At 64.7% G+C, this 17,905-nt stretch carries 14 protein-coding genes; 8 read left to right on the top strand and 6 right to left on the bottom strand.

Going from position 1 to position 17,905, the window contains the following annotated elements; all coding sequences use genetic code 11:
• Window position 1: 1 nt before the first annotated feature.
• From hutU to hutI, 3 genes are read right to left on the bottom strand one after another with little or no spacing between them, the layout of a single operon-like run.
• Entirely contained in the window at window positions 2-1,672 is a 1,671-nt protein-coding gene (hutU, locus tag HYH08_RS33745; RefSeq protein ID WP_220014132.1) for a urocanate hydratase, read from the bottom strand.
• A 26-nt stretch (window positions 1,673-1,698) separates the two neighbouring features.
• Entirely contained in the window at window positions 1,699-3,258 is a 1,560-nt protein-coding gene (gene hutH, locus HYH08_RS33750; RefSeq protein WP_220014133.1) for a histidine ammonia-lyase, read from the bottom strand.
• Entirely contained in the window at window positions 3,255-4,469 is a 1,215-nt protein-coding gene (gene hutI, locus HYH08_RS33755; protein WP_220014134.1) for an imidazolonepropionase, read from the bottom strand. The genes hutH and hutI overlap by 4 nt, the downstream gene beginning before the upstream one ends.
• An 85-nt stretch (window positions 4,470-4,554) precedes the next feature.
• Between hutI and HYH08_RS33760 the strand changes: the two genes are divergently transcribed.
• The 7 genes from HYH08_RS33760 (at window position 4,555) to HYH08_RS33790 (ending at window position 11,271) form a co-directional block, all read left to right on the top strand.
• Window positions 4,555-5,913, top strand: coding sequence for a formimidoylglutamate deiminase (locus HYH08_RS33760; RefSeq protein WP_220014135.1), 1,359 nt, complete (start codon window positions 4,555-4,557; stop codon window positions 5,911-5,913).
• Complete coding sequence (hutC, locus tag HYH08_RS33765; protein WP_220014136.1) at window positions 5,910-6,638, top strand: histidine utilization transcriptional repressor HutC; 729 nt, start codon at window positions 5,910-5,912, stop codon at window positions 6,636-6,638. The genes HYH08_RS33760 and hutC overlap by 4 nt, the downstream gene beginning before the upstream one ends.
• Window positions 6,639-6,742: 104 nt before the next feature.
• The gene (locus HYH08_RS33770; RefSeq protein ID WP_220014137.1) at window positions 6,743-7,687 is read left to right on the top strand and encodes an ABC transporter substrate-binding protein; all 945 of its coding nucleotides are present in this window, start codon (window positions 6,743-6,745) and stop codon (window positions 7,685-7,687) included.
• Between the two features lie 71 nt (window positions 7,688-7,758).
• A complete protein-coding gene (locus tag HYH08_RS33775; protein ID WP_220014148.1) occupies window positions 7,759-8,532 on the top strand; it encodes an ABC transporter permease in 774 nt (257 codons plus the stop codon).
• Complete coding sequence (locus tag HYH08_RS33780) at window positions 8,529-9,314, top strand: ABC transporter ATP-binding protein (RefSeq protein ID WP_220014138.1); 786 nt, start codon at window positions 8,529-8,531, stop codon at window positions 9,312-9,314. Before HYH08_RS33775 ends, HYH08_RS33780 begins: the two co-directional genes overlap by 4 nt.
• A complete protein-coding gene (locus HYH08_RS33785; RefSeq protein ID WP_220014139.1) occupies window positions 9,307-10,539 on the top strand; it encodes a Zn-dependent hydrolase in 1,233 nt (410 codons plus the stop codon). The genes HYH08_RS33780 and HYH08_RS33785 overlap by 8 nt, the downstream gene beginning before the upstream one ends.
• 18 nt (window positions 10,540-10,557) lie before the next feature.
• On the top strand, window positions 10,558-11,271 hold the full coding sequence (locus HYH08_RS33790; protein ID WP_228748257.1) for a phosphoribosyltransferase: 714 nt from the start codon (window positions 10,558-10,560) through the stop codon (window positions 11,269-11,271).
• A 110-nt stretch (window positions 11,272-11,381) separates the two neighbouring features.
• Here the strand turns inward: HYH08_RS33790 and HYH08_RS33795 are convergent, their stop codons facing one another.
• The 3 genes from HYH08_RS33795 to HYH08_RS37595 form a co-directional block, all read right to left on the bottom strand.
• The gene (locus tag HYH08_RS33795; protein WP_220014140.1) at window positions 11,382-12,311 is read right to left on the bottom strand and encodes a helix-turn-helix domain-containing protein; all 930 of its coding nucleotides are present in this window, start codon (window positions 12,309-12,311) and stop codon (window positions 11,382-11,384) included.
• Window positions 12,312-12,485: 174 nt separating this feature from the next.
• The gene (gene bamA / locus HYH08_RS33800) at window positions 12,486-14,996 is read right to left on the bottom strand and encodes an outer membrane protein assembly factor BamA (protein ID WP_220014141.1); all 2,511 of its coding nucleotides are present in this window, start codon (window positions 14,994-14,996) and stop codon (window positions 12,486-12,488) included.
• Window positions 14,997-15,435: 439 nt separating this feature from the next.
• Entirely contained in the window at window positions 15,436-15,645 is a 210-nt protein-coding gene (locus HYH08_RS37595; RefSeq protein ID WP_228748262.1) for a hypothetical protein, read from the bottom strand.
• Between the two features lie 61 nt (window positions 15,646-15,706).
• Here HYH08_RS37595 and HYH08_RS33805 point away from each other — a divergent pair, with 61 nt between their 5' ends.
• Entirely contained in the window at window positions 15,707-17,737 is a 2,031-nt protein-coding gene (locus HYH08_RS33805; protein ID WP_349631488.1) for a TonB-dependent siderophore receptor, read from the top strand.
• Window positions 17,738-17,905: the final 168 nt, after the last annotated feature.

Genomic DNA, 17,905 nt, shown 5'->3' on the forward strand with positions numbered 1-17,905 from the left:
GCTATTTCGCGAGGCTCGGCAGATCGAGCCCTTTGTCACGGGCGCAGTCGATCGCGATGTCATAACCCGCATCCGCATGGCGCATGACGCCGCTTGCGGGATCGTTCCACAACACCCGCTCGATCCGCTTGGCAGCTTCGGGCGTACCGTCGGCGACGATGACCATCCCGGCGTGCTGCGAATAACCGATTCCGACGCCGCCGCCATGGTGCAGCGACACCCAGGTCGCGCCGCTGGCGCAATTGAGCAGCGCGTTGAGCAGCGGCCAGTCCGACACCGCATCCGATCCGTCCTTCATCGCCTCGGTCTCGCGGTTGGGGCTCGCGACCGAGCCGCTGTCGAGATGATCGCGGCCGATCACGATCGGCGCCTTCAGCTCGCCACGCGCCACCATCTCGTTGAAGGCAAGGCCGAGGCGATGACGATCGCCGAGGCCGACCCAGCAGATCCGCGCCGGCAGGCCCTGGAACTTGATCCGCTCCTTCGCCATGTCGAGCCAATTGTGCAGATGCTTGTCGTCGGGCATCAGCTCCTTGACCTTGGCGTCGGTCTTGAAGATGTCCTCGGGATCGCCCGACAGTGCGGCCCAGCGGAACGGCCCGACGCCACGGCAGAACAGCGGCCGAATATAGGCCGGCACGAAGCCCGGGAAATCGAAGGCATTAGTCAGGCCCATGTCCTGCGCCATCTGGCGAATGTTGTTGCCATAGTCGAGCGTCGGAATGCCCTGCGCATGGAAATCCAGCATGGCCTGAACATGCTCGACCATCGAGGTCTTCGAGGCGCGCTCGACCGCCTTCGGATCGGACGCGCGCCTGGCCTCCCACTCGGCCAGCGTCCAGCCTTTCGGCAGATAGCCATTGATCGGGTCATGCGCACTGGTCTGGTCGGTGACGATGTCGGGCCTGACGCCGCGGCGCACCAACTCGGGGAATATCTCCGCGGCATTGCCGAGCAGGCCGACCGAGACCGCCTTCTTCGTCTTCGCCGCGTCCGCCATGATCGCCAGCGCTTCGTCCAGCGTTGCGGCCTGGCGATCGAGATAGCCGGTGCGCAGCCGCATCTCGATGCGGCTCGGCTGGCATTCGACCGCGAGCATGGACGCGCCGGCCATGGTCGCCGCCAGCGGCTGCGCGCCGCCCATGCCGCCAAGGCCCGCGGTCAAAATCCATCTGCCTGCGAGGCTGCCACCATAATGGCGTCGGCCAACCTCGACAAAGGTCTCGTAAGTCCCCTGCACGATCCCCTGGCTGCCGATATAGATCCACGAGCCCGCGGTCATTTGGCCGTACATCATCAGACCCTGGCGATCGAGCTCGTTGAAATGATCGAGCGTCGCCCAGTGCGGCACGATGTTGGAGTTCGCGATCAGCACGCGGGGCGCATCGGCATGGGTGCGGAACACGCCGACCGGCTTGCCGGACTGGACCAGCAGGGTCTGGTCGTTCTCGAGCTTGCGCAAGGCCGCCGTAATCCGGTCAAAGCTCTCCCAGTCGCGCGCGGCGCGGCCGATGCCGCCATAGACGACGAGCTCGCTCGGGCGCTCGGCGACATCAGGGTCGAGATTGTTCATGAGCATGCGGAGCGGAGCTTCCGTCAGCCAGCTCTTGGCGCTGATCTCGTTGCCGCGGGGAGCACGGATGGTGCGGTCATTGTCCAGTCGGCGGTTCATGCGGAGGACCTCTTGGTCAAGCCTGTTCAGTCAAGTTTTGGAAACGGATCGGATGAAAGCGCCGTGAGCGCCGCCGCCGGCAGCGCGTCGGCCTCGATCAGCGCAGCGGCCCTGGCCAGATCGCCGGCCATGTAACGGTCCGCGCCGAGCGCGGGCACCTGCTCGCGAAGCTTGGCAATGACCGCAACGAGGGCCGCGCTGGTCGCATGCGGTGCACGAAGCGTGATGCCTTGCGCGGCGACCAGAAGCTCGATGCCCAGAATGGCGGCGAGATTGTCGGCCATGTCGGAGAGCCGTCGCGCGGCATGCGCGGCCATCGAGACGTGGTCTTCCTGGTTGGCACTGGTCGGGGTCGAATCGATCGAGCAGGCAGAAGCGCGCTGCTTGTTCTCTGCATAAAGCGCGGCCGCGGTCACTTCGGCGATCATGAATCCGGAATTGATGCCGGGATCTGGCGTGAGGAACGGCGGCAGGCCGAAATTGAGCGCGGGATCGACCAGCGTCGCAATGCGCCGCTCGCTGATCGCGCCGATCTCGGACAACGCCAACGCGACGGCGTCAGCGGCAAAGGCCACCGGCTCGGCGTGGAAATTACCGCCGGAGACGATCTCGCCGGTCTCGACCAGCACCAGCGGATTGTCGGTGACGGCATTGGCCTCGACGATCAGCGTGCGCGCGGCCTGCGTGATCAGGTCGAGCGCGGCACCGGCAACCTGCGGCTGGCAGCGCAGGCAATAGGGATCCTGCACGCGCTCGTCGCCTTCGAGATGCGACAGCCGGATGTCGCTGCCGTCGAGCAGCGCGGTCAGCGTCGCGGCCGCAGCGATCTGCCCGGCATGGCCGCGCAACGTCTGAATTTCGGGCCGGAACGGCGCCGTCGACGCCATCGCCGCGTCGACCGACAGCGCACCCGTCACCAGCGCGGCACGGGCCAGAGCGAACGCACGCAGCACGCCGGAGATGGCATACGCCGTCGAGAACTGCGTGCCGTTGATCAGCGCCAGCCCCTCCTTGGGGCCGAGTGTCAGCGGCGCGAGGCCAGCAGCCGCCAACGCCTCGCTGCCGGACACGATCTTCCCGTCCAGGATCGCCTGCCCCTCGCCGATCATCACTGCCGTCATATGCGCAAGCGGCGCGAGATCGCCGGAGGCACCGACCGAGCCCTGCTGCGGCACCAGCGGGTAGACACCTCGCGCCAGCATGGCCTGAAGTTGCTCGATCACCTCGCGACGCACACCGGAGGCGCCGCGGCCGAGGGAAACGATTTTCAGCGCCATCATCAGGCGGACGATTGGCTCGGGCGTCGCCGGGCCGACGCCGCAGCAATGCGACACAATGAGATTGCGCTGGAGCAGCGCCGTCTGGTCCGGCGGAATTCGCTTCGAGGCCAGCTTTCCAAAGCCGGTATTGATGCCGTAGACCGGCGCCGCGGCCTGAGCAGCCTTCGCGACGATCTCCGAAGCGGCCTCGACGCGCGACCAGAACGACGGATCGAGCACGACAGACGCGCCTTCCAGCACGCGCGCGAGATCGTCGAGGCTGACCGTTCCCGGCTTGACGACAATCGCTGCGCCCTGCTCCGTCACTGCCCCCTCCAAACCCGGCGATGCAACGGATTGAAGCCAATGCGGTAAACCAGCTCGGCCGGGCGCTCGATGTCCCAGATCGCGAGATCGCACCATTTTCCGGCTTCCAGCGTGCCGGTCTCATGGAGCACGCCAAGCGCTCGCGCCCCTTCGCGTGTGATGCCGGCGAGGCATTCGGCGACCGTCATCCGGAACAGCGTCGCGCCCATGTTCATGGTAAGCAGCAGCGAGGTCAGCGGCGAACTGCCGGGATTGCAGTCTGTCGCCAGCGCCATAGGCACGCCGTGCTTGCGGAACGCCTCGACCGGCGGTTTTTGCGTTTCGCGAATGAAGTAGAACGCACCAGGCAGCAGCACGGCGACCGTTCCGGCCTTGGCCATCGCTACGGCGCCGGCGTCATCGGTATGCTCGAGATGATCGGCCGATAGCGCCGAGAATTTTGCGGCGAGCGCCGCGCCACCGAGATTCGAGAGCTGATCGGCATGGAGCTTGACCGGCAGGCTCAGCCCCCTCGCCGTCTCGAACACAAGCGCAGTCTGTTCGCCGGAAAATGCGATACCCTCCATGAAGGCATCAACGGCATCGGCAAGACCGGCCTTTGCGACGGCCGGCAGCATCTCCTTGCAGACGAGATCGATGTAGCGATCCTTGTCGCCATCGGCTTCCACCGGCAGCGCGTGCGCGCCGAGGAAGGACGTGCGGATCGCAATGGGCCGTTGGCGACCGAGGCTGCGCGCGGCAGAAAGCTGCCGCATCTCGGTCTCGGTGTCGAGACCGTAGCCGGACTTGATCTCGACCGTGGTGGCGCCTTCGCCGATCAGCGCATCGAGCCGTGGCAGCGCACCAGCAACGAGTTCGGCTTCGCTCGCCTTGCGTGTCGCCGCGACTGTCGAGACGATACCGCCGCCGGCGCGCGCGATCTCCTCATAGCTTGCACCCTTTAAACGCAACTCGAATTCATGCGCGCGGTTGCCGCCAAAAACGAGATGGGTGTGGCAGTCGATCAGGCCCGGCGTGATCCAGCGCCCCTCGCAATCGTTTCGCTGGATCGCGTCCGCATCGACGGGAAAATCCGCCGCCGCGCCGGCATAAACGATATGGCCGCCGCGCGTAGCGATCAGGCCGTGCTCGATCTCGCCGAGATCGGGACGATCGGCCCGCATCGTGGCAAGGCGGGCATTATGCCAGATCCGGTCGAAGCGCTCTGCCATGCGGGTGTCCATTCGCCGTCGGATGCTTGACTTATATGTCTAGACATATAATCGTAAGGCGGTTCTGTCCAGCCGGCGTGTCGACATGTCCCGACTGCATTTCACTTCCGCGCTCCTGCCCTCGGGCTGGGCCAACGACGTGCAGGTGGTGATCACCGCCGGCGCGATCGCGGAGGTGACGCCGGGCGTAGCGCCGTCCGCCGGCGACGAGCGCCACGCCATCGCGCTGCCGGGGCTTGCGAGCCTGCACAGCCACGCCTTCCAGCGCGGCATGGCGGGACTCGCCGAGCTGCGCGGCGACAACGCCGACACGTTCTGGACCTGGCGCGAGACGATGTATCGTTTTGCGCTGGCGATGACACCGGACGACGTGGCCGCGGTCGCGACGCAGCTTTATGTCGAGATGCTGGAACAGGGCTTTACCCGCGTCGGCGAGTTCCACTATCTGCATCACGATCGCGACGGTTCGCACTATTCCGATATCGGCGAAATGGCCGCGCGCATCGCGCAGGCTGCCGAAGCTTCCGGCATCGCGCTGACGCTGCTGCCGAGTTTTTATGCGCGCGGCGGTTTCGGCGGCGCAGCACCGCATGACGGCCAGCGGCGCTTCATCTGCACAGTCGATCAATTCGCCGCATTGATGGCCGCCTCACGCAAGGCGATCGCAAGCCTGCCGGGCGCCAATATCGGCATCGCGCCACACAGTCTGCGTGCAGTCACACCGGACGAGCTCGCGGCGATCATTCCGCTGGCGGGTGGCGGTCCGATACACATTCATGCCGCCGAGCAGGTGAAGGAAGTCGAAGATTGCCTGGCCTGGTCGGGCCAGCGGCCGGTGCAATGGCTGCTGGAGCACGCACCACTCGATCAGCGCTGGTGCCTCATTCACGCGACCCACATCACGAACGAGGAAGTCATCGCGTTCGCGAAGACCGGCGCGGTGGCGGGCCTCTGTCCCATCACCGAAGCCAGCCTCGGCGATGGCATTTTTCCGGCCCGCGAATTCCTCGATGCCGGCGGCGCGTTCGGTGTAGGCACTGATTCCAACGTGCTGGTCGGCGCTTCCGACGAGTTGCGGCAGCTCGAATACAGCCAACGCCTCGCGCATCGCCAGCGCAATGTGCTCTCCGGCGGCGCGAGCCGTTCGACAGGACGCTCGCTGTTCGACCATGCGCTTGCCGGCGGCGCGCGGGCTATGGCCCAGACGACAATTGGCATCGCGCCCGGCGCGCGCGCCGATATCGTCACGCTCGACACCGCGCATCCGTCGCTGGCCGGACGTTCGCGCGACGCGGCCGTCGACGGCTGGATCTTCGCCGCGGGTAGCGGCGCGATCGATTGCGTCTGGGCCGGCGGCAACAAGGTCGTCGAAGGCGGCCGGCACAGGCTGCGCCAGACCGCGCGCGAGCGCTTCAACGCGGCGGTACGGAGGCTCGTTGCATGAGCCTCGCCACCGACGCGGCCGACAAGCCGACACTCTACAAGCGCATCCGCGCCGACATCGAAAAGCGGATCCTGACCGGCGAATGGCCGCCCGGATATCGCATTCCGTTCGAGCACGAGCTCGTCGCGCGCTACCGCTGCTCGCGCATGACGGTGAACAAGGCGCTGTCCGAGCTCGCGCAAGCCGATCTGATCGAGCGACGGCGGCGCGCCGGGTCCTTCGTGCGCCGGCCGCAGCACCAATCGGCCGTGCTCAAGATCTCCGATATCCGCGCCGAGATCACCGCGCTCGGCCGCGGCTACGGTTACGAGTTGATGAGCCGCAAGCTGCGCGCGGCAACCGTTGCCGATCGCGAACGTCTCGGCGTGAAGAAGGCCGGCAAGGTGATCGCGGTCACCTGCCGGCACAGCGCCGACAACGTACCCTTTGCGGTCGAGGACAGATTGATCGATCTGTCGTCCGTGCCCGATGCGGCGGCTGCGGATTTTTCGCGAGAGCCGCCTGGGTCATGGCTGCTTCATCATGTCCCATGGACAGAGGCCGAGCATACGATCAGCGCCATCATTGCAGATGATCGCACGGCGGAAGCGCTCGACATCGCAATCGGTGCGCCCTGCCTCGTGATCGACCGCTATACATGGCGCAGCGCACGCACGATCACCGCCGTGCGGCTGCTTTATCCCGGTGACTCTCACCGCCTTGTCGCCCGATTCAAGGGAGGCTGAGAGACCAATGTCGGCACAATTCGTGCAACGCTTCGGGCGACGGTCCGCATGGACCAGCAGGGATCAACAGGACGTCAATCCATCTGGGCAAGAGGACGACAATCATGCGTAGTTCGATAATTTTCGCGACAATCATTGCGCTTGCGGCTTCCACCCCCGTGCTCGCCGATGACGTCAAGGTCGGCGTCGGCATCTCGGGCTGGACCGGCTTCGCGCCGCTGACGCTGGCGAAGGAGGCCGGCATCTTCAAGAAGAACGGCCTCGACGTCACCATCAAGAAGATTCCGCAAAAGGACCGCCACCTGGCGATCGCCTCCGGCGACATCCAGTGCGCCGCCACCACGGTCGAGACCTGGATCTCCTGGAACGCCAACGGCGTCGCCACCAAGCAGATCTTCCAGCTCGACAAGAGCTTTGGCGCCGACGGCATGGCGGTGCGCAACGACGTCGCCGCGATCAAGGATCTGAAGGGCAAGACGGTCGCGGCTTCCGCGCCCGGCACCTCGCCCTATTTCGCGCTGGCCTGGATGCTCAAGAAGAACGGCCTCACCACCAAGGACGTAACCGTGGTGAACCTCGAGCCGGCGGCCGCTGCGCAGGCCTTCGTCTCCGGCCAGAACGACGCCGCGATGACCTATGAGCCGTATCTGTCGACCGTGCGTGCCGCCCCCGACAAGGGCAAGATCATCGCGACCACGCTGGACTATCCGATCGTGATGGATACTTTCGGCTGCACGCCGAAGTTCCTCGCCGAGAATCCGAAGGCCGCGCAAGCCCTTGCCAACAGCTATTTCGAGGCGCTCGACATGATCGCCAACGACCAGGCCAAGGCCTATGAGATCATGGGCGCGGACGTGAAGCAGACCGGCGAGCAGTTCGGCAACTCGGCAAAGTACCTGCGCTGGCAGGACAAGGCCGCGAACCAGAAGTTCTTCGCCGGCGATTTCCTGACCTTCAACAAGGAGGCCGCCGAGCTCCTGCTCGAGGTCGGCATCATCAAGGCCGCGCCGAAGATCGAGGACCTCTACGACGCCAGCTTCATCAAGTAAGCTTCAGCGAGCATCCGGTCCCGCTGCAAGGCGGGACCGGTGCCTGACCGACCACCCGGATAAACAGTTTGATGCGTCCCCTTGATCCCGTGACATCGCGGCAGCGCTTGGCCTATGGTCTTGCGTTCTTCGTGCTGTTCGTTGCCCTTTGGTCCTGGGCGACCTTCGGCGGCCATGTGTCGAAGACCTTTCTCGCCAACCCGCTGACCATGGTGCAGGAGGGCTACGATCTGCTCGCCAGGCAGGGCTTCCTGTTCGACATCGGCATGACGATCTGGCGCGTCGTCGGCGGCTTTGCGCTGGCGGCAATCATCGCCGTGCCGCTCGGCGTTCTCATGGGCGCCTACAAGCCGGTCGAAGCCTTTCTCGAACCGTTCGTGTCCTTTGCGCGCTATCTGCCCGCCTCCGCCTTCATTCCGCTACTGATCCTTTGGGCGGGCATCGGCGAATTGCAAAAGCTGCTCGTCATCTTCATCGGCTCGGTGTTCCAGGTCATCCTGATGGTCGCGGTCACCGTCGGCGCAACGCGGCGCGACCTGGTCGAAGCCGCCTATACGCTCGGCGCCAGCGACCGCGGCGTCATACGCCGCGTGCTGCTGCCTTCCTCCGCACCCGAGATCGCCGAAATCCTGCGGCTGGTGCTGGGCTGGGCCTGGACTTACGTCATCGTCGCCGAGCTGATCGGCTCGTCCTCCGGCATCGGCCACATGATCACCGACAGCCAGGCGCTGCTCAACACCGGCCAGATCATCTTCGGCATCATCGTGATCGGCCTGATCGGCCTGCTCTCGGACTTCATGTTCAAGGCGTTCAATGCCTGGCTGTTTCCGTGGAGGCTCGCATGACGATCCTCAAGGTCGAACAGGTCTCGCGAACTTTTCCCGCGCGCCACGGCAATGCGCCTACCCGGGCGCTGGAGCCGACCGATCTCACCATCGGCAACAACGACTTCGTCACTATCCTCGGCCCGTCCGGCTGCGGCAAGTCTACGCTGCTCCGCATCGTCGCGGGTCTCGACCGTCCGACCAGCGGCCGCGTCACGCTCGATGGGCGCGAGGTCACCGGTCCGGGCGCAGATCGCGGCATGGTGTTCCAGTCGTACACGCTGTTTCCCTGGCTGACGGTGCGCGAGAACATCGCCTTTGGCCTCCGCGAGCGCGGTGTGTCCGAGGCAGAGCGCAATAAGATCGCCGATGCCTTCATCCGTCAAGTGGGGCTCGCGGGCTTCGAGAACCATTGGCCCAAGCAGCTGTCCGGCGGCATGCAGCAACGCACCGCGATCGCGCGTGCGCTTGCCAATGATCCCAAGATCCTGCTGCTCGACGAGCCCTTCGGAGCGCTCGACAACCAGACCCGCGCGTTGATGCAGGAGATGCTGCTCGGCATCTGGGAGCGCGACCAGAAGACCGTGCTGTTCGTGACCCACGACATCGAGGAAGCGATCTTCCTCGGCAGCCGCGTCATCGTCATGAGCGCGCGACCCGGCCGGATCAAGGCCGAGATTGCGGTGGATCTGCCGCATCCGCGCTCCTACAAGATCAAGACCACGCCCGAATTCGTCCAGTTCAAGGAGCGGCTGGTCGAGGAGATCCGCACCGAGGCGCTGAAGGTTGCCGAGCATGCCTGACACTCTATCCCACGCCAACGGCGAGCGCGTCCTTGCCGATCTCAATGCGCTGCGCGCCATCGGCGCCTACAAGACCGGCGTGCACAAGCCGACCTTCTCCGAGCCACACAGACTGTCGCTGGACTGGCTGGTTCGGAAGCTGCCAGATGCTAATCTCTCCGCCGGGATCGACGGCATCGGCAATGTGTTCGGGACGAGCACGAAGGCAGGACCGAAGCTGCTGGCGGGCTCGCATCTGGAAAGCCAGAACTACGCCGGCTGGCTCGATGGCCCGCTCGGCGTCGTCTATGCGCTCGAAGCCGCGCGCGTGCTCAATGGCGACCCTTCCGTGAAAGGCGCGGTCGAGGTCGCCGCGTGGGTTGACGAGGAAGGCCATTTCGGCAGCTTTCTCGGCTCCCGCTCCTATGTTGGTCAGGTGACTGAGGCCGAGATCGACGCCGCACGCGACCGTACCAATGGTCGCAGCATGCGCGACGCGCTGCGCGAGATGGGGCTCGCCGGGCGTCCGCGTGTCGCCGCCGAGCCGGGACGGCACGTCGGCTATATCGAGGCACACATCGAACAGGGCGATACCCTCGAAAGCGGCAAGCTCGCGATCGGCGTCGTGACCTCGATCGTCGGCATCTGGCAATACCGGATCAATTTCGTCGGCCAACAGAATCACGCCGGCACCACGCGCATGGCGGTGCGAAAGGACGCCGGCCTCGCGCTGGCGAAATTCTGCGTGGCCATCGGCGAGCGTTTTCCTTCTGCGTGCGGGCCGCGCACGGTCTGGACCACCGGCCGCATCACGCTCGATCCGGGCGCGCCGAGCATCATTCCGGGCGGTGCCGAGATGCTGTTCCAGATCCGCGACGACAATCCCGATGTCATCGCGCGGCTGGAGCAATTGCTGCACACCATGGCGGCCGAGGCCAATGCGAAGGGCCCCTGCACCGTCGCCATCGAGAAGATTCGCACCGGCGCGCCCGCCATGATGGACGCCGGCTTTCAGGATGCCATCGAAGCCGCGAGCAAGGCGCTGGCCGGCGGACGATCGCTGCGCATGCCGAGCGGCGCCGGTCACGACGCGCAGATGCTTGCGACCATCATGCCCGCAGCGATGTTGTTCGTGCCGTCGATCGGCGGCATCAGCCATCACTGGACCGAGAATACCGCCGACGCCGATATCGTCACCGGCGCACAGGTCTTCGTCGATGCCTGCCGGCGGATTCTCAGCGGTTAGGAGCGCTATGCCGGCATCATGAGCGTGCGCGAGACCTATACCGAGGCGACCACCGGCTATTGGCAGGAGCTGACGCCGGAGGTCCCCGCGCGCTTCTCCGCAAAGCCTCCCTATCGTTTCGGCTATCCCGTGACCCTGCCCTGTGGCCGCATCCTCGTCCTGCCGCTGCGCCAACTGCCCGACGGCGGCCGCGCCGTCGCCTCCCTGATTGCCAACCAGGCCTCGAGCCTCGTCGTCGCGGTGCTTGCGGACCACATGGCGACGCAGGCGCGCGCATTCGATGCCGACATCGTCGTGGGCCTGCCGACCCTTGGTCTGGCCTTCGCATCGCTGGTTGCCGAACGGCTGGGCCAGCCGCGCTATGTCCCGCTCGGCTATTCGCGTAAGTTCTGGTACGACGACGCGCTGTCCGAGCCCGTCAGCTCCATCACCAGCCCCGAGGCCGGGAAGAAGCTACGGCTGGATCCGAACCTGCTGCCGCTGATCAAGGGCCGCCGGATCGTTCTCGTCGATGACGCGATCTCGACCGGCGCGACCGCGACCGCCGCGGTGCGCCTGCTGCAGAGGATCGGCGCCGACGTGGCCGGCATGGTCGTCGCGATGAAGCAGACCAATCGCTGGCAGGCCGTGACGGCGCCGCTTGCGGTCCGCGCGGTCTACGGCTGCCCGCTGTTCCAGCGTGGCGAGGACGGCTGGACACCGCTGGCGGAGACTCAGCCCAACATCCCCTGACAGGTCAGGCGATCACAGGCACCCGACAGCGCGAGGCGGGCGAGCTGGAACAGGCCTGTGATCTTCAATCCGGCCAATCTCGCCAAGCGAAGCGCCGCTCACCTCCGCCCTCACGCCTCGTTTGCGGCGCCAAGCGCCTCGCGGCGCCACATGGCCGGGCTCACGCCGGCGATGGACGAGAACACGCGCGTGAAGTGACTCTGGTTGGCGAAGCCGGCCGACATCGCGATCTCCGACAGCGGCAGGTCGCGGACGCGCATCAGCTGCTTGGCGGCCTTCACGCGCTGGTGCAGCAGCCATTGGTGCGGCGGCAGGCCGATCGAGATCCGGAACGCGCGCGAGAAGTGGCTGATCGAGAGGTCGAGCTCGGCTGCGACCTTCCGCAGCGAGAGCTTGCCGCCGAGATCCGATTCGAGCCGCTCACAGGCGCGCTTTACCTGCCAGGGCGCAAGACCGCCACGCGCGGGCGCTGACGTGCGACGAAGTCCACCATAAGTCTGCGCGACGTGGGCGGTGAGCCCGAGCATCATGTGGTCGATGAAGAGCTGGTTGGCCTCGTCCGGCCTGCGCAGCCCCTCCTGGAGCGATGCGCCGATGTGGCGAATGATTCCATCGTCATGGCCGACGCCGACCCGGCAGTCGAGCTCGTCGATCCGCGGCGCGTTGCTCTGTTCGGCGATGCCGTCGAGCGCCCGGCGCGGAATGTAGAAGAACAGGGAGTGAAACGGCTTGTCGATGACGTAGCGCGGATCACGCTTGAGGTCGTAGAGATAGGTCGTGCCGGCGCGAATGTCCGCCTTCATGACGGACTTGCCGCGCTCCCAGCATTCGCAATCCGGATAATCATGCAGCTTCAGGCTGACGAGGAAGGCGTCCTCGGCGGCCAGCGAGCCCGACAGCCCGCGCTCCGGATGGTCGTTGCGGGTTTCGGTCACCGCAAGCTCGGCGCTGCGCAGCGAGCGCGCGACCAGCGCGGGCGGCGCATCCTTCAAGCGCAGGAACTGCCCAAGCCTCTGTCCATAGGCGCCCACCTGTGTCATCGGAATTAATCCTTCTGTGGAAGAGCATATGCAGGCCACAGGAGCGCCTGCAATTCGCAGCCGCCACTTATCGGACATTCGCCATGAGCTGTCCACGCTCGGGCGCGGCAGGCTCGTCACACATTTTCACAATTGCACGATAGTTGCCGCAGCGTGCCGCCGCAGCGCCGCGTCCTAGAACGAGGTGCCACCTCCGAATCTAAACTCCTGCACGATGTCATATTTGCCCTTGGTGAGCGGCACCGCGTAGTCGAAGCGCAACGGGCCGAACGGCGAGGCCCAGATCAGGCCGACACCGACCGACGAGCGCACCACGCTGCTGTCGTCATATTGCAGGCCGCAGGTCGGACAGGCCTTGGTGTTGACCTCGCCCGTGGCGGTCCACGACGTCGGCCCCTGATAGCCCCAGAGCGAACCGGCATCGGCATAGACCGCGCCCTTTAGGCCCACTTCCTTCGGCAGGAACCAGAACGGCATCTGCAGCTCCATCGAGGCGCCCCAGTATTTGGTGCCGCCGAGCGCATCGCCGTTGGATCCGTAATTGTAATAGGTGATGTCGCGCGGGCCGATGCCGTTGGAGGCGAAGCCGCGCACGAGGTTCGGCCCCATCTGGAAATGATCCAGCATGCGCAGATCGTTGTTGCCGATCTTGTTGAGGATGCCGCCCTGAAGGTGGATCACGCTGACGATCTCCGACACCAGAGACGTATAGTATTTGGTGTCCAGCGCCGTCTTCAGATAGGTGACGTCGCCGCCGACGCCAGCGAAATCCTGCTTGAAGTCGACCAGCAGGCCATCGGTGGGGTTCTTGTTGTTGTCGAGCGTGTTGTAGTTCAGCGTGTAGCCGATCGCCGAGGTCCAGGTCGCGCCGTCCGCCAGCTCCTTGCGGACCGGCAGGCTCGATTCACCATCGCCATAGCAGCCATAGCCATAGACGCCCGAATCCGTCGAATTGGTCGGGTCGACGCCTCCAAGAACGTTCTTGACGTAGGCCGGCGTCGGGTTGAAGGCGAGCGAGGAGTTTGACGCATTGTTGTTACAATTGTTGTAGGCGCTGGCGAGCGTGATGCTCTGCTGATAGAGCGAATATCGCAGCTGGAGCGAGGTGTCTTCGCGCAACGCGAAGCCAAGGCGGGGCGAGAAGCCCAGCGTCGTCACGCCGTAGCTCGTATAGCTGTTCGATTTCTGCTGCTTCCAATACGTGTCGAACCCGAGCGCCAGCCGGTAGTCGAGCAGATAGGGCTCGACGAAGGACAGCGAGACGCCACGCGAATACTGCCCGTAGCTCACCGACGCCTTGGCGTAGAGTCCCCTGCCGAGCAAATTGCGCTCGGAGACCGAGACCTCTGCCAGCGCGCCGTCGCTGGTGGAATAGCCGCCGGAGATCGAGAAGTCGCCGGTCGATTTCTCTTCCATGTCGACGATCAGGATGACGCGGTCGCTCGAGGAGCCGGGCTCCGTCGTGATCTTCACGCTCTTGAAGTAATCGAGGTTCTTCAGGCGCCGCTCGGCACGATCGACCAGCGCGCGGTTGTAGGCATCGCCCTCCGAGATGTCGAACTCGCGCCGGATCACGTAGTCGCGCGTGCGGGTGTTGCCGCGCAAAGTGATGCGCTCGATATAGGTGCGCGGCCCCTCGTCGATATTGAACACGACGGACACCGTGTGCGCATCGAAATTACGATCGCCGCCGGGCCGCACGACCGCAAATGCGTAACCACGGCGTGACGCCTCGATCTGCATCTCCTCGACCGACTTCTCGACCGATTCGACGTTGTAGAGCGAACCAACCCCGACACGCGAATAGGAGCGCATCGAGCCCGCATCGAAATTGGGAATGCTGGAGCGGAAGTCGACCGATCCGACCCGGTACTGCTGGCCTTCCTCGATCTTGAAGGTGACGTTGAAGCCCTTCTTCTCCGGATCGTATTCGGTGAGCGCGGCGACGACCTGGACGTCGGCGTATCCATTTTTGAGATAGAAGCGCCGGATCAGGTCGCGATCGGCCTCGACGCGGTCGGGATCGTAAATATCGTTGTTGGCGAGGAAGCTGAGCAGATTGCTCTCATGGGTCTTGATCACGTCGCGCAGGCGCGCAGCCGAATAGGCGCTGTTGCCGACGAACTCGACCGATTTGACCGCAGTCTTGGTGCCTTCTTCGACGGTGAAGATGAGATCGACGCGGTTGTTCGGCTGCTCGATGATCTCGGGCGTGACGCGCACGTCGTAGCGGCCGGACCGGCGATAGATCTCGGCGATTCTGAGCGTATCGGACTGCACCATGGCGCGGGAGAAGGTGCCGCGCGGCTTCGATTGGATCTCGGCCGAGAGCTGCTCGTCCTTGATCTTCTTGTTGCCCTCGAAGGCGATGCGGCCGATCACGGCATTTTCGACCACAGACACCACGACGCGGCCGCCGGCCCGGTTGATCCTGACGTCCTGGAACAGGCCGGTCTCCATCAGCGCCTTGAGGGCGTCGTCGATCGCGGGCTGGTCGAGACGTCCGCCGGGACCGGGCCTGAAATAGGAGCGGACCGTCTCGGCCTCGACGCGGCGATTGCCTTCAACCACGACCGTCTCCGCCGCCTGCGCCACCGCCGGCTGCGGCAACAGCACGGAGATTGATCCCGCAATCGATACACTGCCGATCGCCACCGCGATCAGCCAGGCCCGCAAAACCGACATTCAACACCTCAAGAGCACCTCCTGCTCTGAAACGTGACGGCTGTGGCCGCGGTGTGGCTTTCAGATTGCTGTACTGTTTCCGGTCGTTGAATTTGATTGGCGGATCAGCCGCGTGAGCGCGCCGTCGAGGCTTGCTCGGTCCGCCGGCGGCGGCGAGCGCCGCGACGGGCGAAACTGTCGGCAACGCGCTGTCGCATTCAGCAACACTCCATCGACCGATGAACCACGATCCATCGCGAAATGAACGCCGCATCGCGCATCCGCCGCGGACAGACTGCAATCATGTCGCACTCATCAATCGCATCTTGAGTCGTTCCAGAGTCGTTCTCCACACGTTCAAGCAATTCTAGTTTGCGCGTGTGGAATTCCCATCGCGCCACCCATAGAAGTTCGCATCGCTCGACGCGCATCAGCATGCAGCTGCGCGCGCTCGTGTGGATCAGTTCTGAACTTGAGGAACATCATTGGTGGGCGTTGCTTTGTCGGAGAGGAAACGTTGGTTCGGAAGCGCAGCTGCGATCAACGCGACGATGTTCGGTTCCGTCGTACTGGCATCCGTTGAAGTATCGCCTTCGCAAGCGCAGGCCCAGAGCAGCTTGCCGCCGGTCACCGTCGAAGCGCCGGCGGCAGCGAAGCCGCGCAGCGGCACTGCGGCCTCCAGTCAGCGCACACGGCCTTCGCGAGCGGCCTCGACGGGCCGGCGCTCCAACGTGACGGCCAATCAGAATCAGGCATCGGATGCCGCTGAACGGGCGGCTGGAACAGCGACCGGCTATCTCGCCACCAGCAGCTCCGCCGGCACCAAGACCAACACGCCCCTGATCGAGACGCCGCAGTCGATCTCGGTGGTGACCAGAAAGGAGCTCGAGGATCGCAACGTCCAGACGCTCAAGGACGCCGTTAACTACACGCCGGGTGTCACGACCTCGGCGTTCGGCTACGATCCGCGCTTCGACAGCTTCTACATCCGCGGCTTCGACGTGACCTACACCGGCATTTATCGCGACGGTCTGCGCCAGGGCGGCGGCAATTTCGTCATTCCCAAGATCGAACCCTACGGGCTCGAGAGCGTGTCGATCCTTCGCGGGCCCGCCTCCGGCCTGTACGGCCTCGGCTCTCCCGGCGGCATCGTCGACGTCACGACGAAGCGGCCGACAGAGACGCCGTTCGGCGAGGTGCAATTGCAGGCCGGCAATTACGACCGCTATCAGGGTGCCTTCGACGTTGGCGGCCCGGTCCCCGGCAGCGATCAATTGTACTACCGGCTGACGGGCCTGTTCCGCGACGCCAAAACCTGGTTTCCCGGCAACGACGACGACCGAGCCTATATCGCGCCGGCCCTGACCTGGAAGCCGGATCTCGACACGACATTCACTGTCTTCAGCGAATATCAGACGAGCCGCACCGCCGCGAGCATCGGCAACGCGCGCACGGCGGACGGAAAGCTGACCAACATCTACTCGAATGATCCGGCGTTCAGCGCCATGGACCAGAAGCAGTTCCGCATCGGTTATGCGTTCGAGCACAACATCGACGACACCTGGACCGTGCGGCAGAATTTCCGGTACTATCAAGTCGACGTCGATGCGAAATACGCCCAGATCGATTCGATCGACACCGCGACCCAGACAGCCTCGCGCTCGGCCTGGCGCATCGTCGACAATCTCAAGACGGCGTCCATCGATAACCAGGCTGAAGCCAGATTCGCCCTCGGTGCCATCAAGAACACCGTCCTGTTCGGGGTGGACTACAGTCACCAGCATTACGACGACAAGATCGGGTACGGGCCGGCGCCCGATCTCAATCTTGCGACCATGAACTACGGCGCCCAAGCGATATCGTCTCCGCCATTTTCGATCTTCACCAACCAGACGATCGACGAAGTCGGCGTCTACGCGCAGGAGCAGGCCAGGCTCGGCGGATTCATCCTGACGCTCAACGGTCGTCAGAGCTGGGTCAAGCAGAGCACGACCACGACGCTGGACGGGATACCGGAGACCTCGAAGCCCTCCGCCTTCACCGGCCGCGCCGGCCTCAGTTATCTGTTCGACAACGGCGTTGCGCCCTACGTCAGCTACGCCACCTCGTTCAGCCCGCAGACCGGCGTCGACGCGACAGGCGCCACGTTCAAGCCGACCACCGGCGAGCAGACCGAAGCCGGCGTCAAATATCAGATGCCGAGTTTTCCGCTGCTGCTGACCGCTGCGGTGTTCGACATCAAGCAGGACAATGTCCTGCGTACCAATCCCGACGACATCGCGTTCCAGGCGGCGACCGGGCAGGTCGAGTCCAAAGGGCTCGAGCTCGAGGCCAGGCTGGCACTGAAGCCAGGCTTCGATCTCACCGCGGCCTACACCCATCTCAACGTCGTGATCACGCGCGGCAACACTGACACCACCGGCCATGAATATTCCGGCATTCCGCACGACTCGTTCGCGGCGTTCGGCAAGTACACATTCCAGTCCGGCACGCCGGTGGAAGGACTGGGGCTGGGGCTCGGCGTCCGCTACATCGGCGCCAATTTCGGCGACGACCAGAACACGTTCGAGAATGCCGCCAAGACGCTGTTCGACGCCGTGATCGACTACGATCTGGGCAAGCTCGACCGCAGCTTTCGCGGCGCCTATATGCGCCTGAACGCCACCAACCTGTTCGACAAGCAATATACGACCTGCCAGTCCGGCTATTGCTATGCCGGCGAACGGCGGCAGGTGATCGGGACCCTGAGCTATCGGTGGTGATGACATGGCCCGCTCTCGTGTCCCGGACAAGCTGCAACGCGGACAGCGTTGCAGCGCAGGGCCGGGACCCAAAGCGGCCCGGCACGGGTGGAGAGATGGGCCCCGGCTCTGCGGCGCACCGCCGCTCCGGACGATGCTTCGCATCGCCGGGATAGCGCTGCGCTGCGT

Source organism: Bradyrhizobium sp. BR 10289 (genome assembly GCF_019455385.1).
Taxonomy (GTDB): Bacteria; Pseudomonadota; Alphaproteobacteria; order Rhizobiales; family Xanthobacteraceae; genus Bradyrhizobium.

Bases quoted from the DNA above. Each gene is read 5' to 3' on its own strand.
- HYH08_RS33780 (WP_220014138.1), top strand. From the start codon at position 8,529: ATGACGATCCTCAAGGTCGAACAGGTCTCGCGAACTTTTCCCGCGCGC.
- HYH08_RS33775 (WP_220014148.1), top strand. From the start codon at position 7,759: ATGCGTCCCCTTGATCCCGTGACATCGCGGCAGCGCTTGGCCTATGGT.
- HYH08_RS33760 (WP_220014135.1), top strand. From the start codon at position 4,555: ATGTCCCGACTGCATTTCACTTCCGCGCTCCTGCCCTCGGGCTGGGCC.
- HYH08_RS33785 (WP_220014139.1), top strand. From the start codon at position 9,307: ATGCCTGACACTCTATCCCACGCCAACGGCGAGCGCGTCCTTGCCGAT.
- hutU (WP_220014132.1), bottom strand. From the start codon at position 1,672: ATGAACCGCCGACTGGACAATGACCGCACCATCCGTGCTCCCCGCGGC.
- HYH08_RS33770 (WP_220014137.1), top strand. From the start codon at position 6,743: ATGCGTAGTTCGATAATTTTCGCGACAATCATTGCGCTTGCGGCTTCC.
- hutI (WP_220014134.1), bottom strand. From the start codon at position 4,469: ATGGCAGAGCGCTTCGACCGGATCTGGCATAATGCCCGCCTTGCCACG.
- HYH08_RS33790 (WP_228748257.1), top strand. From the start codon at position 10,558: ATGAGCGTGCGCGAGACCTATACCGAGGCGACCACCGGCTATTGGCAG.
- HYH08_RS33795 (WP_220014140.1), bottom strand. From the start codon at position 12,311: ATGACACAGGTGGGCGCCTATGGACAGAGGCTTGGGCAGTTCCTGCGC.
- bamA (WP_220014141.1), bottom strand. From the start codon at position 14,996: ATGTCGGTTTTGCGGGCCTGGCTGATCGCGGTGGCGATCGGCAGTGTA.
- hutC (WP_220014136.1), top strand. From the start codon at position 5,910: ATGAGCCTCGCCACCGACGCGGCCGACAAGCCGACACTCTACAAGCGC.